This window comes from Alistipes sp. (assembly GCF_048465575.1).
Taxonomy (GTDB): Bacteria; Bacteroidota; Bacteroidia; order Bacteroidales; family Rikenellaceae; genus Alistipes.
Genome location: NZ_DBFWLG010000030.1, coordinates 20,336 through 44,552 on the forward strand (window position 1 = coordinate 20,336; position 24,217 = coordinate 44,552).

Here is a 24,217-nt window from a genome sequence, read left to right on the forward strand (position 1 = left end):
TTCGGTTTGTACGGCAAAGATAGTGCACGCCGTCGCCCCCGCAGCCCGCCCGCCGGGTGAAATGCCGTTTTCCGGGGATGAAACGGAAAACGAGACTGCCGAAGCGGTATTCCGCTGCCGGTGAAATTTTTCCCGGCACGAAAGTCTACAATCCCGAATCTTTTCGTATATTTGCAGACAGAGATTGGTCTGCCAATTTTCGGCGCCGGAACCGATTTCGACTTTTAAGCGCACAGAACAAACTAAAAATCAATAAATTCCATGAAAACCAATTACGAAATCCGCTATGCCTCGCATCCCGAGGATGCCAAGCACTACGACACGACGCGCCTGCGCCGCGACTTTCTGATCGAAAAGGTATTCGCATCCGACGAGATCAACCTGGTCTACTCGATGTACGACCGCATGATCGTGGGCGGCGCCATGCCCGTTCGGGAGACGCTTCCGCTCGAGGCCATCGATCCGCTCAAGGCTCCCTATTTCCTGACCCGCCGCGAGATGGGTATCTTCAATGTCGGCGGCAAGGGCGTTGTCAAGTCGGGCGACAAGACGTTCGAACTGGACTACAAGGAGGCGCTCTACCTAGGTGCCGGCGATCGCGAGGTGACTTTCGCAAGCGCCGATCCCGCCAATCCGGCCAAGTTCTATTTCAACTCCACGACGGCCCATTGCAGCTACCCCGACCGGAAAGTGACCAAAGCAGACGCCGTGGTGGCCCACATGGGCTCTCTGGAGGGTTCGAACGACCGCAATATCAACAAGATGCTCGTCAACCAGGTGCTGCCCACGTGTCAGTTGCAGATGGGCATGACCGAATTGCTGCCCGGCAGCGTGTGGAACACCATGCCCGCCCACGTCCACTCGCGCCGCATGGAGGCCTATTTCTATTTCGAGGTTCCCGAAGAGCACGCCGTGTGCCACTTGATGGGTGAAGTCGACGAGACGCGCCACATCTGGATGAAAGGCGATCAGGCCGTCCTCTCGCCCGAGTGGTCGATCCATAGCGCCGCCGCCACCCACAACTATACTTTCATCTGGGGCATGGGGGGCGAGAACCTCGACTACGGCGACCAGGATTTTTCGAAAATAACCGACCTGAAATAATAGTCTGCGGCCTTTTCGGAAAAATCGGCTCGCTTTGGGTAGCCGTCCGCTTGGCGGGTCGGTTATTTCGAAAAATCCAGTGTAGACAATCCTCCTAAATCCCCCTTTGAAAAGGGGGACTTAATGGGGAGGGGCATTAAAAACTCAATAAACTCCATAAAACAATGGTAAACTTTTCTTTGGAAGGCAAGGTCGCTCTGGTAACGGGCGCCTCCTACGGCATCGGATTCGCACTGGCCACGGCATTCGCACGGCAGGGCGCCCGGATCGTCTTCAACGACATCAAGCAGGAGCTGGTGGACAAGGGCCTGGCAGCCTACAAGGCCGAGGGGATCGAAGCCCACGGCTACGTCTGCGACGTGACCAGCGAGGAGCAGGTCAACGCAATGGTCGCCCGGATCGAAAAGGAGGTCGGGGTGATCGACATTCTGGTCAACAACGCCGGCATCATCAAGCGCATCCCGATGGTCGAGATGAGCGCCGCCGAGTTCCGTCAGGTGATCGACATCGACCTCAACGGTCCGTTCATCGTCTCGAAAGCGGTCATTCCGGCCATGATCAAGAAAGGCAAGGGCAAGATCATCAACATTTGCTCGATGATGTCCGAACTGGGCCGCGAGACCGTCTCGGCCTACGCCGCCGCCAAGGGCGGACTGAAGATGCTCACGCGCAACATCGCTTCGGAATACGGCGAGTACAACATCCAGTGCAACGGCATCGGCCCGGGCTATATCGCCACGCCCCAGACCGCGCCGCTGCGCGAGCGTCAGGCCGACGGTTCGCGCCATCCGTTCGACTCGTTCATCGTGGCCAAGACCCCCGCAGCCCGCTGGGGCACGCCCGAGGACCTGATGGGTCCGGCCGTTTTCCTCGCCTCGGACGCCTCGGATTTCGTCAACGGACACATTCTCTACGTCGACGGCGGCATCCTGGCCTACATCGGCAAGCAGCCGCAGTAACCGCCGCAACCTTTGATCTGCAAGAGGTCCGCCCATCGGCGGGCCTCTTTTTTTTGCACCCGAAACGACTTGTTCCCGATCCCCGAGCAACGTCGCGGGGGTGCAGGGAAAGGTGAAAAGTGAAAGGTGAAAAGTAAAGTCCTGGCCCAGCCCGGTCGAGGGGGGGGGTATATAAGGAAGAAGAGCGCAGTTTCCGTCCTCGATCCCCGAGCGCAGTCGAGGGGTCGCCGGTCATGGAGAAAAGAGAAATGTAATAGTTGTCATCCCGACGGAGCGTAAGCGACGAGGGATCGTCCGCTGATTGTTTCGGCTTAGGCCCCTCTTTAGGCACGGGGATCGAAAACACCTTTCACCTTGCAAACCCTTTCCCGGGGCAAAAAGTAACGATCGACTAAAATTTTCCGTCTTCGAAGAACAATCTGACAATAAATTTATATATTTGTGTTACGTATTTGAAACCAAACCCAAAACAAGACATGGACAAAACTTCAGTGCGGGAGTTGCAGGACGTCGTGATTCGCTTCTCGGGCGACTCGGGCGACGGCATGCAGCTTACGGGCACGCTCTTCTCCGACACCTCGGCGCTCCTGGGCAACGGCATCTCCACGTTCCCGGACTACCCCGCCGAGATCCGCGCACCGCAGGGCACCGTTGCGGGCGTCTCGGGCTTTCAGGTTCATTTCGGCTGCCACCGCGAGCTGAATCCAGGCGACTACTGCGACGTGCTGGTGGCGATGAACCCCGCGGCGCTCAAGGCCAACCGCAAGTGGCTCAAGGCAGGCGCCACGGTGATTCTCGACGGCGACTCGCTCACCGAGGAGCACCTCAAACGGGCGGGCTTCGCCACGCTCGACCCCATCGCCGAACTGGAACTGGACGAGTACAACGTGGTCGTTCCCAACATCACCTCCATGACGCGCGAGGCGCTGATGCAGACCGAGCTGGACAACCGCTCGGCCGTCAAGTGCAAGAACATGTTTGCGCTGGGCATCTGCTTCTGGCTCTTCGACCGCCCCGAGACGCACGCCCACCGCTACCTTGAGTCGAAATTCGCACGGAAGAACCCCGCCATCGCCGAAGCCAACAAACTGGCCATCGACGCCGGATACAACTATGCGGCCAATACCCACCAGTTCGCCAACCACTACCGCGTGGCGCCCGCCAACCTCGAAAAGGGCACCTACCGCTCGATCTCGGGCAATGTAGCTACGGCATGGGGTCTGTGCGCCGCAGCCGAGAAAGCGGGTCTTCCGCTCTTCTGCGGCTCCTACCCGATTACGCCCGCAACGGTCATCCTCGAGGAGCTGGCCAAGCGCAAGGACCTCGGGGTGAAGACCGTGCAGGCCGAGGATGAGATCGCCGGCATCTGCACGGCCATCGGCGCCGCCTTTGCGGGTAATTTCGCCGTAACGACCACCTCGGGTCCGGGTCTCTCGCTCAAGAGCGAAGCCCTCGGACTGGCCGTCATGACCGAACTGCCGCTCGTGGTGGTCGACGTGCAGCGCGGCGGTCCCTCCACCGGCCTGCCGACCAAGACCGAGCAGAGCGATTTGCAGCAAGCCCTCTACGGCCGCAACGGCGAATGCCCGGTGATCGTGGTGGCTGCCTCGTCGCCCAGCGACTGCTTCCACTACGCTTTCGAAGCCGGACGACTGGCCCTGGAGCATATGACCCCGGTGATCCTCCTGACCGACGGATTCATCGCCAACGGCTCCGAGCCTTGGCGCATCCCCGAGATGAAAGACTATCCCGCAATCGTTCCTCCCATTGTCGAAGAGGCCCCCGAGGGCGGGGTGTTCATGCCCTACGTGCGCAACGAAAAGCTGGCCCGCGGCTGGGCGTTCCCCGGCAAGGTCGGGCTGGAGCACCGCGTGGGCGGTCTGGAGAAAGACTGCGTGAAAGGGTGCATCTCGCACGACCCGGCCAACCACCAGACGATGGTTTCGACACGCGCGGCCAAGGTAGCCAAAGCGGCCGACGACATTCCGCCTCTCGCAGTCTACGGCGACGAAGAGGGCGACCTTTTGGTTGTCGGCTGGGGCGGCACGCGCGGCCACCTGCAAAATGCCGTGGACGAGCTCCGCGCGGAGGGCACCCGCGTCTCGCTGGCCCATTTCAACTACATCAATCCGCTGCCGCGGGGCGTTCGGGAGGCGTTCGCGCGTTTCCGCCGGATTGTCGTCTGCGAATTGAACGAGGGGCAATTCGCCGCGTACCTGCGCCAGCAGTTCCAGGAGTTCCGCTACGAACAGTTCAACAAGTGCGAAGGGCAGCCTTTCACGATCGTCGAGCTGAGCCGCCATTTCAAATCCCTAATCCAGTAAGATCATGGCACAATACAACTATACACCCGCCGATTTCAAGAGCGACCAGGAGGTCCGCTGGTGCCCCGGCTGCGGCGACCATGCGATCCTGAATGCCGTGCAGCGCGCCCTGCCCGAGATCGCAGACCTCACCGATACGCCCCACAACCTCTTCACGTTCGTGTCGGGCATCGGCTGCTCCTCGCGCTTCATCTACTACATGAAGACCTACGGGTTCCATTCCGTACACGGACGCGCCAATGCCGTGGCCACGGGGGTCAAGGTGGCCAACCCGCGCCTCAACGTGTGGGTCGCTACGGGAGACGGCGACTCGCTGGCCATCGGCGGCAACCATTTCATCCACGCCATCCGCCGCAACGTCGACCTGAACGTCATCCTCTTCAACAACGAAATCTACGGCCTGACCAAAGGCCAGTACTCTCCGACCTCGAAGCTGGGCAAGATCACCAAGACCTCGCCCTACGGCACGGTCGAAAAGCCGTTCAACCCCGGCGAACTGGTGATCGGCGCCAAGGGGACGTTCTTCGCCCGCTCGATCGACATGGAGGTACAACTTTCGAAAGAGTGCCTGGTGGCCGCTGCGCAGCACAAGGGCATGTCGGTGGTCGAGGTGTTGCAGAACTGCATGATATTCAATGACAAGACCCACGCCGCATTCGCCGCCGACAAGGCGACCCGCGCCGAGCGCACCATCACGCTGCGCCACGGCGAGAAGATGCTCTTCGGCGCCGACCGCCGCAAAGGCCTCGTCTTCGAAAATATGAAGCTCAAGGTGGTCACCGTCGGCGAAGAGGGCTACACGCTCGACGACATCCTCACGCACGATGCCCACGAGGAGGACACCACGCTGCACACGATGCTCGCGGCGATGAAATACCCCGACTACCCGGTTGCTCTGGGCGTTATCCGCGCCGTGGAGCAGGAGGCGGTCTACGACCTTGCCGTCGAGCGCCAAGTGGAGGAGGTGCGCGCCGCCAGCCCCATCCGTTCGGTGGACGACCTGCTGCACTCAGGAGCGACTTGGGAGGTGGAGTAACGATTAAAAATTAAGAATTATTCCGGGGGCGTGCGGGGATTCCGCACGCTCCCCTTTCGTCCCCGAGCCCCCGAGCCCCCGAGCAGGTCTGCAAGGAAAGTACCCGATTCCCGGGCCTGACGAGGGGTTGCAAGCCAAAACAATCAGCGGAAGATTCCTCGTCGCTTACGCTCCGTCGGGATGACAATTATTACTTTTCACCTTGCCCTGCGCCCCCACGGCATTGTTCGGGGATCGAAAACACCTTTCACCTTGAACAATTATATAAGGGCCATCTTTTATCATTCAGAGATTGCAACCCGAGTGTACGGTCCGTTTCGCTTTCCGCCGATTGCCGGTTCAAAAAAATGCACTCTCCGGTGCGTTTTTTCGTCCGGCTATTGCGTGGATAAAAAAATCGGTTTATCTTTGCACTCGCAATGGGGGATTAGCTCAGTTGGCTAGAGCGCTTGCATGGCATGCAAGAGGTCACGAGTTCGACTCTCGTATTCTCCACAACGATGAAATAAATCAGCAGTTTGTAATTGATAGGGACTGAAACGGGGACTATATCCTGCATCAGTCCCTATTCTATTTATCGTGGTAAAGTAAAATATCACATACTTATTATTACCGTCTTTATTATAACCTACGGATAAGGGAGAGGATGCTCTTCTTCCAACGAACCGGCAGTAATACCAGCAACACCCAGAATCCGCACATCTTTGTCTGCTGCCACCATGTCAGGTTCCGCTCGACCCGACCGGGACAATTTGCCCCGGTCCTTTCTCTGGAACTGTCACTTTGCAAATGGTTGATAATCACGCTTAAAACGCTATTCGAAAATTTGCATGGATAATATACGGTTCGTTTTGTGATGAAAACTCTAAGTTTGTAAGACTTGATAATCAGTATCAAATTTTGGCAGTAGCTATAATTTTACTGCCAAATACTGCCAAAAAACGCTTTTTTCGAACATTTGTTTTGCGGATTATACCGGCGCCGTGATGGCTGCGCCGGGCAGGCCCTTTTTGTGGTTCGGGACGAGCAAAAGGGTTCTCGGAATCAACGGCGTCCCTCTACCGCGCTATGCGGCCCGAAACGGATCCGGTGGCGAGCTCCTCGACCTCGCGGGCCGAGAACTGGTTGTAGTCGCCCGACACGGTGTTTTTCAGCGCACAGGCCGCGGCTCCGAAATCGAGCGCATGCTGCGCATCGGGATGTACGCTCAGTCCGTAGATAATGCCGCCGACAAATGCGTCGCCCACGCCCACGCAGTCCACTACGCAATCCACGTCGTAGACCCGTGTGGTGAAGAGACGCCCCTCGGTGAAGAGCGTTCCGGAAATGGTGTGGTGGTTGGCGCTCAGTACGTTGCGCAATCCGATCACGCTTGCTCGACAGCGCGGAAAGCGCGCGGCGATCGCCCGTCCGATTGCTTCGTAGCCCTTTGCGTCGGGCCGGTAAGTTGCGTCGCGGGCCTCGAAGCGGGGTAGCGTTAGCCCGAGTATCTTCTCGTACTCGTCGTCGGTGCCGAACATCACGTCGCACGCCTCCATCAGCGGCGGCAGTACCTCCTGCGGCTGCTTGCCGTAGTTCCACAGATTTTTGCGGTAGTTCAGGTCGCACGAAACCGTGAGTCCCATCTGCCGGGCCGCCTCGACGGCTTCGGCGCAAACGGCGGCGGTCGACGCGCTCACGGCGGCCGATATGCCCGACCAGTGGAACCATCCGGCGCCGCGCAGCGCCTCCTGCCAGTCGATCATCCCCGGCCGCAGGGTTGAGAACGACGAACCCTCGCGGTCGTAGACCACGTGGGCCGTGCGCATGGCCGCAGCCTCCTCCATGTAATAGAGCCCAAGCCGTTTCCCCGCGCGCACGACGTGCGACAGTTCGACCCCGTACCGGCGGATGTCGTCCAGACAAGCCTCGGCGATCCGGTTGTCCGGCAGGCAGGTGATGAATTCGCTCCGCAGGCCGAAATTGGCCAGCGAGACGGCCACGTTGGCCTCGCTTCCGCCGAAGCTCATCGCAAGCGCGGGACTCTGGTTCAGACGCAGGCGGTCGGGCGGCGTCAGCCGCAGCATGATCTCGCCGAAAGAGACGGTTTTCCGGTTTTCCATCTTGGTAATTTTTGGGGCGCACGACACCCGAAACAAAGGTACGAAAAAAAGCCCGGCGACAGACCGGGCTTTCGGGAAAAAAGTGTTACGAAACGTCCTTTTCTATGGGGCTATTTGCGCAGCGTCACCCGCAGCGGCGCGACCACGGCGGCATTCTCTTCTGCGACCGTCTCCAGCCACTCCTGCATGTCTTCCACGCCGCCTTGGCTCCAACCCGAGCCGGAGTAGTAGACCATCGCCTCGCCCGGACGGACGTCGGTGACCGCTACGGCATGCCCCAGCGTGTCGGGCAGCATCCGGGCGCCCGGCAGAATGACCGCCTGGTAAATGTCGCCGTCGCGCACGGGGTCTTTCGAATCCGATGCGGGTTCGCTGAAAGCCAGCCAGCCGTCGCCCTCCGAGAGCTCCCGCACGTCGTGGCGCACGAAGCCCGCGGCCACGGGCATCTGGGTGAAATCACCCGTGTAGACGTTCTCCATGCGGTTGAAACGGCGGTTGGCATCGAGCGTGATGGTTTTTACGAGCGAAACTTGGGTTCCGGCCACGTCGAACGGAGCATAGGTCAGCCGCACGCTCGTGCGGATCGGGCCGTTGTCGAGCGTCTGCTGCGTCTGGTAGTTGTGGCCCATCATCCAGAACCGCCCGTCGGTAAAGGGCAGCGAAGCCCCGCCGCCCAGCGTGACGCCCACCTTGTAGCAGTCCATGCCGTCGCCGTAGTTGTGGTGGTAGTCGCCTTTGGCATACCACTCGTCGATCACGAGTTTATCGGTACTCTTGACCCATACGTCGATTCCCGGCGTGACGAGCTTCTCGGGCGAGGTCTCCAGCGCGGGTCCGTAGAGGCGGTAAGCCACCTTGTCGTTCTCCCAGGCGTAGTCGTCGTAACGCTCCGGAACGTGGCGTCCGAACGCCTTGCGGGGATACTCCTCCCGCTGGCCCGTCATGACGGTGAAACGCTTGCTCGACATGGGGTCGGCATCGACCTGGAAGATCAGCGCCTGCGGCTGCGGCTCGCCGTTGTAGATCACCTGCGAGGGAACCTGCTCGCGGTCGTCGTCTATCACCACGACATTCTCCGGCGTCAACCCCTTGAGCGATGCGATCTCCGCCCAGGCGATTTCGACCGTCTCGTCGTCGCGCTCCACGGGGGTTTCGTTCTTCACCTCGACCCGAATTCCCTGGGCGCAGGAGACGAGCGAAGCCGCGATGATTCCAAAAAATAATCTTTTCATAGTGCCGTTTGATTTTTTTAAAGTGTAAGTGTCGCAAATTTAAGGTTTTTTTCGTACTTTGGTCAACCAGAATGGCAATTAATCTGCTTAATTCGGTAATTTTTTACACTCCGTCAAGCAGAAACTCGCTATCTTTACGTTGTGAAAAAAGGCTTTTTTCGCTGCGCAGGCATGTGACCCGAAAATGTAAACCGAAAATAGAGACCATGAAACAGTTCAACGACGACAATTTCCTGCTCCAGACCCCGGCCGCCGAGCGGCTCTACCACGAGCACGCGGCCAAAATGCCCATCATCGACTACCACTGCCACCTGATCCCCGAATACGTGGCCTCGGACCACCGCTTCGACAACCTTTCGAAGATCTGGCTCGAGGGCGACCACTACAAGTGGCGCGCCATGCGCACCAACGGGGTCGACGAGCGCTACTGCACGGGCAAGGATACGACCGACTGGGAGAAATTCGAAAAGTGGGCCGAGACGGTACCCTACACCATGCGCAACCCCCTCTACCACTGGACCCACCTCGAACTGAAGACGGCTTTCGGCGTAACCAAGCTGCTGGGTCCCTCGACGGCCCGCGAGATTTACGACCACTGCACCGCGCTGTTGCAGAAGCCCGAATACTCGGCCCGCGGCCTGATGGAGCACTACCACGTCGAGGTGGTCTGCACGACGGACGATCCCGTCGATTCGCTCGAACACCACCTGAAAGTCCGCAGCGACGGCTTCCGCGTGAAAATGCTGCCCACGTGGCGGCCCGACAAGGCGATGGCCGTCGAGGTTCCGGCCGAGTTCCGCGCCTACATGGAGCGGCTGTCCGAGGTTTCGGGGGTCACGATTTCAAAATTCGCCGACGTGATCGACGCCCTGCGCGTGCGCCACAAGTTCTTCGAAGAGGCCGGCTGCCGCCTCTCGGACCACGGCATCGAAGAGTTCTACGCCGAAGAGTACACCCAGGCCGAGATCGACGCTATATTTAATAAGGTATACGGCGGCACGGAGCTTACGCGCGAGGAGATACTCAAGTTCAAGACCGCCATGATGGTCGAGTTCGCCACGATGGACCACGAGACGGGGTGGACCCAGCAGTTCCACTACGGCGCCATCCGCAACAACAACTCGCGCATGTTCCGCCAGTTAGGCCCCGACACGGGCTTCGATTCGATCGGCGACTTTACGGTGGGCAAGCAAATGTCCCGCTTCTTCGACATGCTCGACCGCGACGACAAGCTGACCAAAACCATCATCTACAACCTCAACCCCCGCGACAACGAACTGGTGGCCACCATGCTGGGCAATTTCCAGGACGGCCGCTACGGCGCAGGCAAGATCCAGTTCGGCTCGGGCTGGTGGTTCCTCGACCAGAAAGACGGCATGGAGAAGCAGATGAACGCTCTCTCGACCCTCGGCCTGTTGAGCCGATTCGTGGGCATGCTCACCGACTCGCGCTCGTTCCTTTCGTACCCGCGCCACGAATATTTCCGCCGCACGCTGTGCAACCTGGTGGGCAACGACATCGAGCAGGGGCTGCTTCCGGCGTCGGAGATCGATTTCATCGGCCGCGAAATCATCGAGGCCGTCTCGTACCGCAATGCGAAAAACTATTTCAAATTCTAATATCTAAACTCATAAAGAGATGAAAATCGTAACATTAGGTGAGATCATGCTGCGCCTTTCGACGCCGGGCAATACGCGTTTCGTCCAGTCCGATGCGTTCGACGTCGTATACGGCGGCGGCGAGGCCAACGTAGCCGTTTCGTGTGCCAATTACGGCCACGAAGCCTACTTTGTCTCGAAGCTCCCCACCCACGAGATCGGCCAGTCGGCCGTCAACGCGCTGCGCAAGTACGGCGTCCGGACCGACTATATCGCCCGCGGCGGCGACCGCGTGGGCATCTACTACCTCGAAACCGGCGCTTCGATGCGTCCCTCGAAAGTGATTTACGACCGGGCCCACTCTGCGATCGCCGAGGCCGATCCGTCCGATTTCGATTTCGACGCCGTCATGCAGGGTGCCGACTGGTTCCACTGGTCGGGCATCACGCCCGCCATTTCGGACAAGGCGGCCGAGCTGACGCGCCTCGCGTGCGAAGCGGCCAAGCGGCACGGCGTAACGGTCTCGGTGGACCTCAATTTCCGCAAGAAACTATGGACCAAGGAGAAAGCCCAGTCGATCATGCGTCCCTTGATGCAGTACGTGGACGTCTGCATCGGCAACGAGGAGGACGCCGAGCTGTGCCTCGGGTTCAAGCCCGACGCCGATGTAGAGGGCGGCGAGACCGCTGCCGAGGGCTACAAGGGAATCTTCCGCCAGATGGCCGCCGAGTTCGGGTTCAAGTACGTGATCTCGACCCTGCGCGAGTCGTTCTCCGCCACGCACAACGGCTGGAAAGCCATGATCTACAACGGCAAGGAGTTCTACGAATCGAAGCGCTACGACATCGACCCCATCATCGACCGCGTCGGCGGCGGCGACTCGTTCTCGGGCGGCGTGATCCACGGTCTTTTGACCAAGCCCACGCAGGCCGAGGCCCTGGAGTTCGCGGTAGCCGCCTCGGCGCTGAAGCACACCATCAACGGCGATTTCAACCTCGTCTCCGTCGAGGAGGTCGAATCGCTCGCAGGCGGCAACGCAAGCGGAAGGGTGCAGAGATAATTCAAATTTAAGAATTAAAAATAAAAATTATATGGCAAGGTTCTCTAAATTTCAGGTGATGGAAGCCATCGGCAAAACCGGCATGGTTCCCGTATTCTACCACGCCGACGCCGAGGTGGCCAAGCAGGTCCTTAAAGCCTGCTACGCGGGCGGCGTGCGCGCGTTCGAGTTCACCAACCGCGGCGATTTCGCCTCGGAGGTGTTCATCCAGTTGGTGAAATTCGCCGCGAAAGAGTGCCCGGAGATGATTCTGGGCATCGGCTCTGTTGTCGATGCGCCGACGGCCGCCATCTACATGCAGTACGGCGCCAATTTCATCGTCGGACCCTGCTTCAACGCCGAGGTGGCCGCGATCTGCAACCGCCACCTGGTGCCCTACACCCCCGGCTGCGGCTCGGTGACGGAGATCAGCGACGCACAGGCCGCGGGCTGCGACCTGACGAAAGTGTTTCCCGCCGGCAACGTGGGCGGCCCGTCGTTCGTCAAGAACGTCAAGGCCCCGCTGCCCTGGTCGAACATCATGGCTACCGGAGCGGTAGAACCTACCGAAGAAAACCTCACGGCGTGGTTCAAGGCCGGGGTTTTCTGCGTCGGGATGGGCTCGCAGCTCTTTCCCAAGGAGGTCATCGCCGCCAAAGACTGGAAAGCCGTCACCGACAAATGCCGCTTCGCGCTGGACGTAATCGCCCGTACGCGCTAAAGACTGTGCGGGTTCCGCCCCGTGAGGTCCCCGGCGACGAATCGAAAAGCGTCGCGGGACGCTCTCTCCGGGCGGCTCACCGATCTGACACTACTTAATAAAAACCCGAATAATGACAAACAAACCATCGACTCTCGCTGGGAAGATGACGCAGTATCGCTGGGTCATCTGTGCGATGCTCTTCTTCGCAACGACCGTTAACTATCTCGACCGCCAGGTGCTTTCGCTGACCTGGGACGAGTTCATCAAACCCGAGTTCCACTGGAACGACTACCACTACGGCCTCATCACCTCGATCTTCTCGATCGTCTACGCCATCTGCATGCTCTTCGCGGGCCGCTTCATCGACTGGATGGGCACCAAGAAAGGCTACCTGTGGGCCATCGGCGTCTGGTCGGCCGGCGCCTGCCTGCACGCCCTGTGCGGCGTGGCCACCGAGGCGTGGGTGGGCCTGCCCAGCAAGGAGGCGCTTACCGCCGTCGAAGCGGGTTCGGCCCTGGCGGCGACCATCGCCATGATCAGCATGTATTTCTTCATCGCCGCGCGCTGCATCCTGGCCCTGGGCGAGGCGGGCAATTTCCCGGCCGCCATCAAGGTCACGGCCGAGTATTTTCCCAAGAAGGACCGCGCCTACGCCACCTCGATCTTCAACGCCGGGGCTTCGATCGGCGCCCTCTTCGCGCCGCTCTCCATTCCGCTGCTGGCCAAGGCGTGGGGCTGGGAGATGGCGTTCATCGTCATCGGCGCCCTGGGCTTCATCTGGATGGGATTCTGGGTCTTCATTTACAAGAAACCCGCCGACCACCCGCGCGTGAACGCCGCCGAACTGGACTACATCGAGCAGGACCGCCACGAGATCATCGACGGCGCCGCAGCCGGGAACGACGAGGACGGCTGTCCCAAAATGTCGTTCTGGCGCACCCTTTCGTTCAAGCAGACATGGGCTTTCGTCTTCGGCAAGTTCATGACCGACGGCGTATGGTGGTTCTTCCTCTTCTGGACCCCCTCGTACCTCAATTCGCAGTTCGGGATCAAAATGTCCGAGGGGCTGGGCGTGGCGCTCATCTTCACGCTCTACGCCATCACGATGCTCTCGATCTACGGCGGCAAGCTCCCGACGATCATCATCAACAAGACCGGTCTGAACCCCTATGCGGCCCGCATGCGCGCCATGCTCGTCTTCGCGTTCATTCCGCTGCTGGTGCTGCTGGCGCAGCCGATGGGTACGATCTCGCCCTGGTTCCCGATCATCCTGATCGGTCTGGGCGGCGCGGCGCACCAGTCGTGGTCGGCCAACATCTTCTCGACGGTGGGCGACATGTTCCCCAAATCGGCCATTGCGACCGTCACGGGCATCGGCGGCATGGCCGGCGGCGTGGGCTCGATGATCCTGCAATGGTTCGCCGGCTGGCTCTTCGTGCATGCCGATGAAACAGGCATGACGTTCATGGGCTTCGAGGGCAAGCCCGCGGGTTATTTCGTGGTCTTCTGCATCTGCGCCGTGGCCTACCTGATCGGCTGGATCGTGATGAAACTGCTCGTGCCGAAATACAAACCGATTATCTTGTCGTAAGTCGAAAAAACTATGATAAAGCAACTCAACAAATCGACCGTCGAAAAGGTCGAGCGCCCGGTCCGCATCCTGCAATTCGGCGAGGGCAATTTCCTGCGCGCTTTCGTGGACTGGCAGATCGACATCGCCAACGAAAAGGGCGTGATGAACGCCGGCGTGGCCATCTGCCAGCCGATCATCGACCCCGAGCACAAGGTGCTCGGCATGATCGACCTGCTGCACAAGCAGGACAACATGTACCACGTCTACCTGGAGGGCATCGAGAACAAGCAGCCCAAAAAGGACATCCGCCTGGTCCGGAGCGTGATGGATTCGTTCAACCCCTACGTGGAGTACGAGAAATACGAAAAGTATTTCCTCTCGCCCGAACTGAAGATCACCATCTCGAACACCACCGAGGCGGGCATCCGCTACGAGGAGGGCGACGACCTGGAGGCCCGGCCGCCCAAATCGTACCCCGCGAAAATGACGGCGCTCTTGTACAAGCGCTTCAAGCATTTCAACGGCGACCCCGCGAAAGGGCTCTCGATCATCTGCTGCGAGCTGATCGAGAACAACGGTTCGACGCTGCACGAATATGTCATCAAGCATGCCGAGTACCACAAGTTGGGGCAGGATTTCATCGACTGGGTGGAGCGGAACTGCCACTTCTGCGACACGCTCGTCGACCGCATCGTGCCGGGCTTCCCGCGCGATACGATCGACGAGATCAAGGAGGAGATCGGCTACGACGACAACCTCGTCGTGAAAGCCGAACTGTACCACCTCTGGGCTATCGGCGGCCCGGGCTACAAGGAGGTGATGAAAGAGCTCCCGCTCGACAAGGCCGGGCTGCATGTCGTCTTCATGCCCTCGATCAAGCAGTTCCGCGACAAGAAGGTCCGCATCCTCAACGGCTCGCACACGGGCATGGTCCCCATCGCCCTTGCGATGGGCTGCGAGACGGTGATGGACGCTTTCGACACGCCGGACATCGAACGTTTCGTCAACGACATGGTCGCCGGGGAGATCATCCCGATGATCGAGGAGGATCAGACCGAGCTGAAAGCGTTTGCCGCCGGCATTCTGGAGCGCTTCTACAACCCCTACATCAAGCACCTGCTGCGGTCGATTTCGCTCAATTCCCTTTCGAAATGGGAGGCGCGCAACTATCCCACGGTGCGCGACAACTGGTTCAAGGCCGGAAAAGTCGCCGCTCACGAGTGCTTCACGTTCGCGGCTCTGCTGGCCCTGTACGGCCCCAACAGCGGTTTCGAACCGGACGACACGAAAGAGTTCGTGGAGTACATCCGTACGAACTGGAACTCCGACGACCGGGAGGGCATGGTCCGCAAGATCGTCAGCGAAAGCGGCATCTTCACGGTCGATTTTTCGGAGGTTCCGGGGTTCGTTCCGGCCGTGGCGGGCTACCTCGCCGACATCGAGACGCTGGGCATGGCCGCCGCGCTCCGAAAATTCCTGGCTTAATTTGTAACGATCCTTTCCGGGCGGAGCGACGACGATAGTGCCGCCCGCCCGGATTTTCAGTATTTCGAGAATGAAACGTTTTTTGAAGATAAACGCCGCTGACAATGTGGCCGTGGCGCTGGCCGACGACCTGCGCCGGGGCGAGACCGTCGAGGCGGACGGCGTGCGGCTCACGCTGCGCGAGGACATCGCCCGCGGACACAAGTTCGCCCTCAGGGACATTGCCGCGGGTGAAAACGTCGTCAAGTACGGCTATCCGATCGGCCACGCTACCGAGGCGATACCGGCCGGCGGGTGGATACACTCCCACAACCTGAAGACCAACCTGCGGGACGATCTGGAATACACCTATGCCCCTGAGGTCTACGCGGTGCAGACGCCGGTGCGCGAGATGAACGTGATGGGCTACCTCCGGCGCAACGACACGATGGGCATCCGCAACGAGCTGTGGATCGTACCCTCGGTGGGGTGCGTCAACGGGCAGGCCCAAGCCATCGCCGAGCGCGTGAGGCGCGAGTGCGACTGCTCGCACCTGGACGACGTGCGGGTCTATACCCACAACTACGGCTGCTCGCAGTTGGGCGACGACCATGCCAACACGCAGAAAGCCTTGGCGGCGCTCATCAAACACCCCAACGCGGGCGCCGTGCTGGTGCTGGGCCTGGGGTGCGAGAACAACCAGGTGTCGGCCCTCCAGGAGGTGATCGGCGAGTGGGACGACGAGCGGGTGAAATTCCTCGTCGCCCAGGAGGTCGGGGACGAGATCGAGGCGGGCTTCGAAATCTGCCGCGAGCTGGTCGAGCGGACGCGCGCGGACAAGCGGCAGCCGCTGCCGCTCTCGTACCTGCGCGTGGGATTGAAATGCGGCGGCTCGGACGGCTTCTCGGGCATCACGGCCAACCCGCTGGTGGGACTCTTTTCCGACTGGCTGATCGCCCGGGGCGGCACGACCGTCCTGACGGAGGTGCCCGAAATGTTCGGCGCGGAGACCATCCTGATGAACCGCGCCGAGAACCGCGCCGTGTTCGACCGAACGGTGAGTCTGATCAACGATTTCAAGGGTTATTTCCGCAAATTCGACCAGCCCATCTACGAGAACCCCTCGCCGGGCAACAAAAAGGGCGGCATCACCACGCTGGAGGAGAAATCGCTCGGCTGCGTGCAGAAAGGCGGCGCGCAGACGGTGGTCGACGTGCTGCAATACGCCGATCCGATCCGACGGCCGGGGCTGAACCTGTTGCAGGCTCCGGGCAACGACTTGGTGGCCGCCTCGGCGCTGGCGCTCTCGGGCTGCCAGCTGGTCTTGTTCACCACCGGGCGCGGCACGCCGTTCGGCTCGTTCGTACCGACGATGAAGATCGCTACCAACACGCAACTGGCCGAATTCAAACAGAACTGGATCGACTTCAACGCCGGCACGCTCGTCGAGGATGAAGAGCCGCAGGCGGTGCTGGACCGCTTCATCACCAAGGTGATCGCAACGGCCGATGGCGAGCACCTCAAACACGAACAAACCGGGTTCAAGGAGATCGCCATCTTCAAAACGGGCGTTACCTTATAGAAATTAAAAATTAAGAATTAAGAATTAAAAATTAAGAATTGAAAGCCTTTTTCGTTCTGTTTGCCTTTTCCCTTGCGGCTGTTTTCGCACGGGCCGGGGAGGTCTATACGGTCGACAGCCGGGGCGGCGGGGATTTTCGCTCCGTGCAGGCGTGCTTCGACGCCCTGCCGTCGAAACCCGCGGCGTGGCGCACGGTCGTGATCATGCCCGGCACCTACCGGGAGAAAGTGACGCTCGATGTCTACAAGGACAAGGTGCATATCGTGGCCGGCGGCACCGGGGAGGTGCGTATCGTCTGGAACGACTACTCGGGCAAGCGGGCCGACGGCTACGAGATGACCACCTACGACTCGTACACCATGTCGATCCAGGCCGACGACGTGCGCATGGACGACATCGTCGTCGAAAACGATGCCGGACGGGTGGGGCAGGCCGTGGCGCTCGAAACCCGCGGCGACCGCATCCACCTCTTCGCCTGCACGCTGCTGGGCGACCAGGACACGTTCTTCACCAAAGGTTACGTGTCGCGCGTCTATGTCGAGTGCTGTTACATCGAGGGCACGACCGACTTTATCTTCGGCCCTTCGATCGTGCTGTTCGACGACTGCCACATCCACTGCAAGGCCGACAGCTACATCACCGCCGCCTCGACCACCGAGCGCAACCGCTTCGGCTACGTCTTCCGCAACTGCCGCGTGACGGCGGCCGAGGGGGTGACGAAAGTCTACCTCGGCCGACCTTGGAAATCCACGGCCCGGACCGTGTGGCTGCACTGCGAGTTCCCCGCCGCCATCCGCCCCGAGGGGTGGCACAACTGGCGCGACCCGGCCCGCGAGCGCACGTCGTTCTATGCCGAGTACGGCTGCACCGGCCCCGGTGCCGGCCGCGCGGGCCGCGCGGCATGGTCGCACGCCCTGACGGACGAAGAGGCCGCGGAGTATGTCCCCGAAAAAATTTTCGCCAAAAAGACCGGTTCCGAGCAGTTCCGCGCCGACTGGTCTCCGAGGAGCCGGGTGGAAAAATAGATCGGAAAACAAAACGAAACGAAAGAACGATGAATATCCTCTTGTTGCTCTCCTCGATCGTACTGGTGTCGCTGGCATCGAAAAGGTTGCTCGGCGGGAAATATCCTGCACCCGATCACGGATTCATGGGCAGGGACTACACGACCGCACTGAAAGGGCTGGCCATCGTGATGATCATGCTGGGACACTGCGGTTCCCTCTGGACGGGCGGGCGCATGCTTACGCCCCTGGGAGGAATCGGTGTTGCGCTCTTTCTCATCACCTCCGGCTACGGTCTGAACGAATCCTACAAGGCTCACGGGCTGAGCAATTTCTGGATGAAACGGTTGAGCAAGGTCTATCTGCCCTATTTGACCGTGGTAATCGTCTGGGCGTTGTTCAACTGGGAATCGTGGAATCATTTCCTGCTTCAGGCCGTCTGCGTAAGATCGATGTATTGGTTCGTAACCTATATTATCGGATGGTATATCCTGTTCTGGTTTTGCTCGCGTCTCTTGCCCCGATGGCGGCTGGTCCTGTTTTTCGCGGCCGGCGTCGCATCGGTCTTCCTGCTGCCGGAAATACAGGCGGAACAGGCATTGAGCTTCCCCACAGGCGTGCTGCTGTCACGGTACAGGGAAAGCTGCACAGGAATCATTCTGGATAAACGTCTCAGAATCACGATTTTGTTATTTATTGTGGGGGGGGAATGCTGCTTCTGAAACAATTTCCGTATATCCGGACTTTTGAGGGGACCTGGTTGTACCACACCATACAGCTGTTCATCAAATTTCCACTGGCCCTGGCTGTCGTGGCGGGGCTGGGTGCCGTATGGAGATGGGCGGTTTCTCCTTTCGTGCTGATTTCCGGCATGATCTCCTACGAGTTGTATCTGGTACACTTTCCGTTTTATGGGTATGTCGGCGCCCGGTTGTGGCCGGCGGTCGTTTTATTCGTACTCTCTTTTGCGGTCGGCTGGTATTTCAACAAACTGAACGTCTCCTCGAACAGGATGCTCTTCGGAACACGATAACCAGGCGGCGGGACCGACCTTTCGGCCGTAGAAAATGAATTGTAAAAATTTGTAAAACCATGAAGAACTATTTGTTGCTGCTTGCCGCATGGCTACCTGCCCTGACATTTGCGCAGGGCGTCTGGACCCCCGACCTGGGCAACGGGAAATACAAGAACCCCGTGCTCTATGCCGACTACTCCGATCCCGACGTGATCCGCACGGGCGACGACTACTGGATGACCGCCTCGTCGTTCAACTGCGTGCCGGGGCTGCAAATCCTCCACTCGACCGACCTGGTCAACTGGGAGATCGTCAACGCCGTCTTCCGGGCCCAGCAGCCGCTCGACTATTTCGACCGCCCGCGCCACGGCGACGGGGTCTGGGCCCCCTCGATCCGTTTCCACGACGGCTGGTACTACATTTATTGGGGCGATCCCGATCGGGGCATCCTCATGACGAAGACCCGCGACCCGCGGGGCGAGTGGTCGGAGCCCCTCCTGGTCAAGGCGGCCAAGGGAATCATCGATACCTCCCCGCTGTGGGACGACGATGGCCGGGCCTACCTCGTGCACGGCTGGGCCGGGTCGCGCGCGGGCTTCAAGAGCGTGCTGAGCGTCTCGGAGATGACCCCCGACGGTGAGCGCCTGGTGGGCGAGGAGGTGCTGATCTTCGACGGCCACGACGGCCACGAGACGGTCGAGGGACCTAAATTCTACAAGCGCAACGGCTGGTACTACGTCTTCGCTCCCGCGGGCGGCGTGAAGCCGGGCTGGCAGATCGTGCTGCGCTCGCGCTCGCCGTGGGGCCCCTACGAATGCCGCACGGTGCTCCACCAGGGCGACACCGACACGCCGGGCCCGCATCAGGGCGGCTGGGTCGAGGATGTCGAGGGCAACTCGTGGTTCCTCCATTTCGTCGACATGTACGCCTACGGGCGGGTGGCTCATTTGCAGCCGATGTTTTGGTCGGACGACGACTGGTGCATCATCGGCGTGGACCGCAACGGCGACGGGATCGGCGAGCCGGTCGAGACGTTCCGCAAGCCCGCCTCGCGGGTGAAAAGTGCGGTGAAAACCCCGGCCGATAGCGACGAATTCTCGTCGCGCACGCTGGGGCTGCAATGGCAGTGGCACGCCAACCCCGCGACCGGGTGGTATTTCCCGAATCCCTCGGCGGGCGAACTGCGCCTCTACTGCCGGGCGCACGGCGACGACTGGCGCAACCTTTCGGACAACGGGAACCTGCTGTTGCAGAAGATAAACGCTCCGACCTACACGGCCACGGCCAAACTGCGCTTCCACCCCTCCTACGAGGGCGACCGCGCCGGGCTGATCGTCATGGGCCACGACTATGCCACGCTCGGGCTGCGGCTGGAGGGAGGCAAGGTGGTCGTCGAGCAGGGCGTTTCGAAGCGCGCCATGAAGAAAGGCACGCCCGAAGAGGCGATCGCCTCGGCGCCCTTTGCCGCGTCGGCGGCTCCGGTCGAGGTGTGGCTGAGGTGCCGGATCGAAAAGGGGACCAACGACGACGGCACCCCGCGCATGACGTGCCGCTTTGCGTACAGCGCCGACGGGCGGCGCTTCCGCGATCTGGGCGAGCCGTTCCTTGCTCAGGCCGGCCATTGGATCGGCGCCAAGATCGGCTTCTACACCGACGCAGCGATTCGCAAGAACGACGGCGGCTGGGCCGATCTGGACTGGTTCCGCACGAGTAAATAGGTTGTTCTGCATAAGAGTTCACCCCGGTCGGCGAAATGCGCCGACCGGGGTGAACCTTATTCTTCCGTCTCAATCTCCATCTGCCGCAGCAGGCTCTTGCGGTCGAGCACAAAGCGCTTCATCAGCCTGAAATGGTCGGTCTGGTCCAGGGAGGTGAGTTGCAGCCCCTGGTCGGTGATCTCGTACAGCTCCGCATCGGGATAGGCCATGACGATGGGCGAGTGGGTGCTGATGATGAACTGCGAACCCTCGTCGACGAGCTGTTTCATGCGGCAGAGCAGGTACAGCTGCCGCGAGGGCGAAAGGGCCGCCTCGGGTTCGTCGAAAATGTAGAGGCCGTTGCCGAAAAGGCGGTGCTCGAGGAGCGCCAGAAAACTCTCGCCGTGCGACTGCTGGTGCAGGGAGCGGTCGCCGTAGTAGCTCAACACCCCGTCGGCGATCTCTTCGAGTTCGGTGGCCACGTTGTAGAACGTTTCGGCGCGCAGGAAATAGCCGTCGCGCGGCGTGTCGCCGCGGCCCAGCACGAGGTCGTCGTGCAGCGGCGAGTGCGACGGACGGGTGGCGAAATGAAAATTGCGCGAACCGCCCTCGGGGTTGAAACCCGCCTTGATGGCGATGGCTTCCAGCAGGGTCGACTTGCCCATGCCGTTTTCGCCCACGAGAAAAGTGACGGGGCTGCGGAACTCCAGACCCTCGAAACGGGCCAGAGCCGGCACCGTATAAGGGTAGCGCGCCGGATGCTCGGTCGAATCCCGAAGCCGGACATAGCGGATGAACAGCGACTGTTGCGTGCGTCTCATTTTGCGGCGGGGACTTTGGCGTAGATCGTCGCCAGGCGGCCTGTCATGAAGAATTGCAGCACGCCGCGCAGGAACATGTAGAGCGTGAACGCGAGCCACAGGGCGTCGTTGCCGATCAGCGGATGGCACGCATAGTAGATGGCGAAATAGGCCGCTGTGGCCCAGAACATGGAGTTGCGCATGACGCGCGTCTCGGTGGCGCCGACCATGATGCCGTCCATGATGAAAGGCATGGCCGAGGCGATCGGGATGAGGATGATCCAGCCGATGTAGCGCCCGGCCAGCGAGACGATGGCGGCGGCATTGGGCGCATGGCTGTCCACGAAAACCCCCATCAGGTCGCGCCACCCGACCAGGTAGATGCCCACGAAAAGCACCGATACGGCCGTGCCCCAGGCGATGCAGCGGCGCAGGCAGTCGCGCAGGGCCGCGAGGTCGCGGGCGCCGATGAAGCGGCCCGTGAGCGCTTCGGCGGCGTAGGCGAAGCCGTCGTTCATGTACGAAAAGAGCGTGAAGAGCTGCAACAGCAATGTGTTGACGGCCAGCAGCGCGGGGTCCTCCATGCGGGCCGAGGCGCCGGTGAAGAACGTGTAGACCGCCACGATGCAGAACGTGCGCAGCATGATGTCGCGGTTGATTGTGAAGAACGTGCGCAGCGGCCGGAGGTCGAGGACCTCCGACCAGTCGATCTTCGTGAGCCGATGGCGGTAGTTGGCCACAAGCAGGATTACCGAGAGTCCCACGCCCGTATACTGGGCGATGACCGAAGCGTAGGCGATGCCCACGATGCCCAGATCGAGCCCGAATGCGAACCAGAGGCTGCACAGCATGTGGACGATGTTGACCGTGATAGCCGTGAACATGGGGATCAGGGCGTTCTGCATCCCCGTGAACCAGCCGTTGAAGCCGAAGAGCACGATGCCCGCGGGCACGGCCCAGATGCGGGCGTAGAAGTAGTCGCGGGTCATCTGGCTGCCGTGCATGGCCCTGAGGGCCAGCTCGCCCACGGGGTATTGCAGCAGCACCATGAGGATGCCCATGCCGACGGCGACCACGAGGGCCCGCGCCAGCATGTTGGTGCACTCGCGGTAGTCGCCCGCGCCGTAGGCCTGGGCCGTCAGCCCGCTGGTGCCCATTCTGACGAACGAACAGTTCCAGTAGATGAAATTGAAAATCGACACCCCGATCGCCAGCGCGCCGATCGTGGCGGCCGAGTCGGCGCCCCAGTGTCCGGCAATGGCCGTCGAGACGATACCCATCAGCGGCACGGTGATGTTCGAAACGATATTCGGAAGCGCAATGCGCAGGATTTCGCGGTTCATGTTCATGACGGTGCAAAGATAAGACAAAAACGGCGAATATGCGGACCGTGGCGTTCTTTCGCTGTGAAACGGGCACGCAAAGTGTTGTAATCCGGAAAATTGAATTAACTTTGCCGGACCATAATCGATTTAGTACAACATGAAAGAGAACAAAAACGACTCGACCACGGTGCTTGCGCGCTTCGGGCGCGACAAACGTCAGCGTACCGTGACGGCTACGACGGAGCGTGTCGAGCGTCGCCCGCGTTTGCAGCGTGACGCTGCCGATTCGGAGCAACCGTCCTTCGACCGCAAACAGGAGAGGGCCTCCTACAACCCCAATTTCACGGCGGACAACCGGCCCGCATTCGACGACAGACCCCGCCGACAGTTCGGCGACAAGCCCCGTTACGGCGAAGAGAGACCGCGCCGTGCCTACGGCGATAAACCCGCTTACGGCGACAAGCCCAACCGCTCGTTCGGCGACAAGCCGGGTTACGGCGAGGAGAAACCCCGCCGGCAGTTCGGCGACAAGCCCCGCTACGGCGAGGGGCGTTCGAAACCGGCTTACGGAGAGGAGCGGCCCCGGCGTTCTTTCGGCGACAAGCCCGCTTACGGAGAGGACAAACCGCGCCGTGCCTATGGCGAGAAACCGGCCTACGGCGACAAACCCCGTTACGGCGAGGAGAAGCCCCGTCGCGCATATGGCGACAAGCCCGCTTACGGCGACAAGAAATTCGGTCCCAAAAAATACGGCGACAAACCCTACGGAGAGAAGAAATTCGGCGACCGGAAATTCTCCGACCGCAAGGCCGGGGACAAACCCTACAAGCCCGCTCAGCGCAAGCGCGACGACAAGCCGGTCGCCTACCCGAAATTCAATCCCGAAAAGCAGGTCGGCGAAATGCGCCTCAACCGCTTTATCGCCCAGTCGGGTATCTGCTCGCGCCGCGAGGCCGACGATTTCATCACAGCAGGGCTCGTGTCGGTCAACGGCAAGGTCGTAACGGAGTTGGGAACCAAGGTGATGCCGACCGACGAGGTGAAATTCAACGACAGCCGCATCGAGGGCGAGAAGAAAGTCTACCTGGTGCTGAACAAGCCAAAAGGCTACGTCACCTCGCTGGACGATCCCCATGCGGGCAAGACGGTGATGGAGCTGGTCGCGGGAGCCTGCACGGAGCGCATCTACCCGGTGGGGCGTCTCGATAAGAACAGCCTCGGACTGCTGCTCTTCACCAACGACGGCGACCTGACGAAGCAGTTGACGCACCCCTCGTACAAGAAGAAGAAAATCTACCAGGTGACGCTCGACAAGCCCCTGACGCGCGCCGACATGGACAAGATCGCCGAGGGCATCACGCTCGAGGACGGCGAGATTTTCGCCGACGAAATCTCCTATGTCAAGGAGAACAAGCAGGAGGTGGGCATCGAAATCCACTCGGGCCGCAACCGCATCGTGCGGCGCATCTTCGAGTTCCTGGGCTACACCGTGACCAAGCTCGACCGCGTGTACTACGCCGGCCTGACGAAGAAGAACCTCAAGCGCGGCGCCTGGCGTTTCCTTTCGCGCGAGGAGGTCGAACGCCTCAAGTCGGGACAGTACGAGTAGTACCCGCTGACAGCGCCTCAACTCGAATCCCCGGTGGAACGTACTCTCGGT

At 60.6% G+C, this 24,217-nt stretch carries 19 protein-coding genes and 1 tRNA gene; 16 read left to right on the forward strand and 4 right to left on the reverse strand.

From position 1 onward, the window contains the following. The first annotated feature begins 261 nt into the window (after positions 1–261). The 5 genes from kduI to ACMQ11_RS08275 all read left to right on the forward strand — a co-directional run bounded on the left by kduI (position 262) and on the right by ACMQ11_RS08275 (position 5,918). Positions 262–1,104, forward strand: coding sequence for a 5-dehydro-4-deoxy-D-glucuronate isomerase (kduI, locus tag ACMQ11_RS08255; protein ID WP_418992291.1), 843 nt, complete (start codon positions 262–264; stop codon positions 1,102–1,104). Positions 1,105–1,268: 164 nt separating this feature from the next. Then, positions 1,269–2,063, forward strand: a complete 795-nt coding sequence (locus tag ACMQ11_RS08260; protein WP_418992292.1) for a gluconate 5-dehydrogenase — start codon at positions 1,269–1,271, stop codon at positions 2,061–2,063. Between the two features lie 476 nt (positions 2,064–2,539). Further along, complete coding sequence (locus ACMQ11_RS08265) at positions 2,540–4,387, forward strand: 2-oxoacid:acceptor oxidoreductase subunit alpha (RefSeq protein ID WP_418992293.1); 1,848 nt, start codon at positions 2,540–2,542, stop codon at positions 4,385–4,387. Positions 4,388–4,391: 4 nt separating this feature from the next. Continuing rightward, positions 4,392–5,423 carry a 2-oxoacid:ferredoxin oxidoreductase subunit beta gene (locus ACMQ11_RS08270; RefSeq protein WP_418992294.1) on the forward strand — a complete coding sequence of 344 codons (1,032 nt, stop codon included), beginning with the start codon at positions 4,392–4,394 and terminating at the stop codon, positions 5,421–5,423. Positions 5,424–5,844: 421 nt separating this feature from the next. After that, a tRNA-Ala gene (locus ACMQ11_RS08275) sits at positions 5,845–5,918 on the forward strand. Positions 5,919–6,481: 563 nt separating this feature from the next. Here ACMQ11_RS08275 and ACMQ11_RS08280 read toward each other — a convergent pair. Beyond that, positions 6,482–7,525 (reverse strand): PfkB family carbohydrate kinase, encoded by a 1,044-nt coding sequence (locus ACMQ11_RS08280; RefSeq protein ID WP_418992295.1) that lies wholly within the window; start codon positions 7,523–7,525, stop codon positions 6,482–6,484. A 110-nt stretch (positions 7,526–7,635) separates the two neighbouring features. Next, positions 7,636–8,757: a DUF4861 family protein gene (locus tag ACMQ11_RS08285; RefSeq protein WP_418992296.1), complete on the reverse strand. Its 1,122-nt coding sequence runs from the start codon at positions 8,755–8,757 to the stop codon at positions 7,636–7,638. 206 nt (positions 8,758–8,963) lie between these two features. On the opposite strand from ACMQ11_RS08285, the gene uxaC reads away from it, so the two are divergent. From uxaC to ACMQ11_RS08335, 10 genes are all read left to right on the forward strand, one after another. Beyond that, a complete protein-coding gene (gene uxaC, locus ACMQ11_RS08290) occupies positions 8,964–10,376 on the forward strand; it encodes a glucuronate isomerase (RefSeq protein WP_418992297.1) in 1,413 nt (470 codons plus the stop codon). A gap of 19 nt (positions 10,377–10,395) precedes the next feature. Beyond that, the gene (locus ACMQ11_RS08295) at positions 10,396–11,415 is read left to right on the forward strand and encodes a PfkB family carbohydrate kinase (RefSeq protein ID WP_418992298.1); all 1,020 of its coding nucleotides are present in this window, start codon (positions 10,396–10,398) and stop codon (positions 11,413–11,415) included. A gap of 31 nt (positions 11,416–11,446) precedes the next feature. Then, positions 11,447–12,115 carry a bifunctional 4-hydroxy-2-oxoglutarate aldolase/2-dehydro-3-deoxy-phosphogluconate aldolase gene (locus ACMQ11_RS08300; protein WP_418992299.1) on the forward strand — a complete coding sequence of 223 codons (669 nt, stop codon included), beginning with the start codon at positions 11,447–11,449 and terminating at the stop codon, positions 12,113–12,115. A 145-nt stretch (positions 12,116–12,260) separates the two neighbouring features. Next, positions 12,261–13,688 (forward strand): MFS transporter, encoded by a 1,428-nt coding sequence (locus tag ACMQ11_RS08305; protein WP_418992363.1) that lies wholly within the window; start codon positions 12,261–12,263, stop codon positions 13,686–13,688. A gap of 12 nt (positions 13,689–13,700) precedes the next feature. Further along, positions 13,701–15,155: a tagaturonate reductase gene (locus ACMQ11_RS08310; RefSeq protein WP_418992300.1), complete on the forward strand. Its 1,455-nt coding sequence runs from the start codon at positions 13,701–13,703 to the stop codon at positions 15,153–15,155. 70 nt (positions 15,156–15,225) lie between these two features. Then, positions 15,226–16,716, forward strand: a complete 1,491-nt coding sequence (locus tag ACMQ11_RS08315) for a UxaA family hydrolase (protein ID WP_418992301.1) — start codon at positions 15,226–15,228, stop codon at positions 16,714–16,716. A gap of 38 nt (positions 16,717–16,754) precedes the next feature. Beyond that, complete coding sequence (locus tag ACMQ11_RS08320) at positions 16,755–17,741, forward strand: pectinesterase family protein (RefSeq protein WP_418992302.1); 987 nt, start codon at positions 16,755–16,757, stop codon at positions 17,739–17,741. 29 nt (positions 17,742–17,770) lie between these two features. After that, positions 17,771–18,442 carry an acyltransferase family protein gene (locus tag ACMQ11_RS08325; protein WP_418992303.1) on the forward strand — a complete coding sequence of 224 codons (672 nt, stop codon included), beginning with the start codon at positions 17,771–17,773 and terminating at the stop codon, positions 18,440–18,442. Next, positions 18,430–18,753 carry a hypothetical protein gene (locus ACMQ11_RS08330; RefSeq protein WP_418992304.1) on the forward strand — a complete coding sequence of 108 codons (324 nt, stop codon included), beginning with the start codon at positions 18,430–18,432 and terminating at the stop codon, positions 18,751–18,753. The genes ACMQ11_RS08325 and ACMQ11_RS08330 overlap by 13 nt, the downstream gene beginning before the upstream one ends. A gap of 59 nt (positions 18,754–18,812) precedes the next feature. Then, positions 18,813–20,453 carry a glycoside hydrolase 43 family protein gene (locus ACMQ11_RS08335; RefSeq protein WP_418992305.1) on the forward strand — a complete coding sequence of 547 codons (1,641 nt, stop codon included), beginning with the start codon at positions 18,813–18,815 and terminating at the stop codon, positions 20,451–20,453. A gap of 56 nt (positions 20,454–20,509) precedes the next feature. Here ACMQ11_RS08335 and ACMQ11_RS08340 read toward each other — a convergent pair whose 3' ends face one another. After that, positions 20,510–21,253 carry an AAA family ATPase gene (locus ACMQ11_RS08340; RefSeq protein ID WP_418992306.1) on the reverse strand — a complete coding sequence of 248 codons (744 nt, stop codon included), beginning with the start codon at positions 21,251–21,253 and terminating at the stop codon, positions 20,510–20,512. Continuing rightward, entirely contained in the window at positions 21,250–22,581 is a 1,332-nt protein-coding gene (locus ACMQ11_RS08345) for an MATE family efflux transporter (RefSeq protein ID WP_418992307.1), read from the reverse strand. The genes ACMQ11_RS08340 and ACMQ11_RS08345 overlap by 4 nt, the downstream gene beginning before the upstream one ends. 133 nt (positions 22,582–22,714) lie before the next feature. Between ACMQ11_RS08345 and ACMQ11_RS08350 the strand changes: the two genes are divergently transcribed. Next, complete coding sequence (locus ACMQ11_RS08350; RefSeq protein ID WP_418992308.1) at positions 22,715–24,166, forward strand: pseudouridine synthase; 1,452 nt, start codon at positions 22,715–22,717, stop codon at positions 24,164–24,166. Positions 24,167–24,217: the final 51 nt, after the last annotated feature.

Bases quoted from the DNA above. Each gene is read 5' to 3' on its own strand.
- kduI (WP_418992291.1), top strand. From the start codon at position 262: ATGAAAACCAATTACGAAATCCGCTATGCCTCGCATCCCGAGGATGCC.
- ACMQ11_RS08260 (WP_418992292.1), top strand. From the start codon at position 1,269: ATGGTAAACTTTTCTTTGGAAGGCAAGGTCGCTCTGGTAACGGGCGCC.
- ACMQ11_RS08265 (WP_418992293.1), top strand. From the start codon at position 2,540: ATGGACAAAACTTCAGTGCGGGAGTTGCAGGACGTCGTGATTCGCTTC.
- ACMQ11_RS08270 (WP_418992294.1), top strand. From the start codon at position 4,392: ATGGCACAATACAACTATACACCCGCCGATTTCAAGAGCGACCAGGAG.
- ACMQ11_RS08280 (WP_418992295.1), bottom strand. From the start codon at position 7,525: ATGGAAAACCGGAAAACCGTCTCTTTCGGCGAGATCATGCTGCGGCTG.
- ACMQ11_RS08285 (WP_418992296.1), bottom strand. From the start codon at position 8,757: ATGAAAAGATTATTTTTTGGAATCATCGCGGCTTCGCTCGTCTCCTGC.
- uxaC (WP_418992297.1), top strand. From the start codon at position 8,964: ATGAAACAGTTCAACGACGACAATTTCCTGCTCCAGACCCCGGCCGCC.
- ACMQ11_RS08295 (WP_418992298.1), top strand. From the start codon at position 10,396: ATGAAAATCGTAACATTAGGTGAGATCATGCTGCGCCTTTCGACGCCG.
- ACMQ11_RS08300 (WP_418992299.1), top strand. From the start codon at position 11,447: ATGGCAAGGTTCTCTAAATTTCAGGTGATGGAAGCCATCGGCAAAACC.
- ACMQ11_RS08305 (WP_418992363.1), top strand. From the start codon at position 12,261: ATGACGCAGTATCGCTGGGTCATCTGTGCGATGCTCTTCTTCGCAACG.
- ACMQ11_RS08310 (WP_418992300.1), top strand. From the start codon at position 13,701: ATGATAAAGCAACTCAACAAATCGACCGTCGAAAAGGTCGAGCGCCCG.
- ACMQ11_RS08315 (WP_418992301.1), top strand. From the start codon at position 15,226: ATGAAACGTTTTTTGAAGATAAACGCCGCTGACAATGTGGCCGTGGCG.
- ACMQ11_RS08325 (WP_418992303.1), top strand. From the start codon at position 17,771: ATGAATATCCTCTTGTTGCTCTCCTCGATCGTACTGGTGTCGCTGGCA.
- ACMQ11_RS08330 (WP_418992304.1), top strand. From the start codon at position 18,430: ATGCTGCTTCTGAAACAATTTCCGTATATCCGGACTTTTGAGGGGACC.
- ACMQ11_RS08335 (WP_418992305.1), top strand. From the start codon at position 18,813: ATGAAGAACTATTTGTTGCTGCTTGCCGCATGGCTACCTGCCCTGACA.
- ACMQ11_RS08340 (WP_418992306.1), bottom strand. From the start codon at position 21,253: ATGAGACGCACGCAACAGTCGCTGTTCATCCGCTATGTCCGGCTTCGG.
- ACMQ11_RS08345 (WP_418992307.1), bottom strand. From the start codon at position 22,581: ATGAACATGAACCGCGAAATCCTGCGCATTGCGCTTCCGAATATCGTT.
- ACMQ11_RS08350 (WP_418992308.1), top strand. From the start codon at position 22,715: ATGAAAGAGAACAAAAACGACTCGACCACGGTGCTTGCGCGCTTCGGG.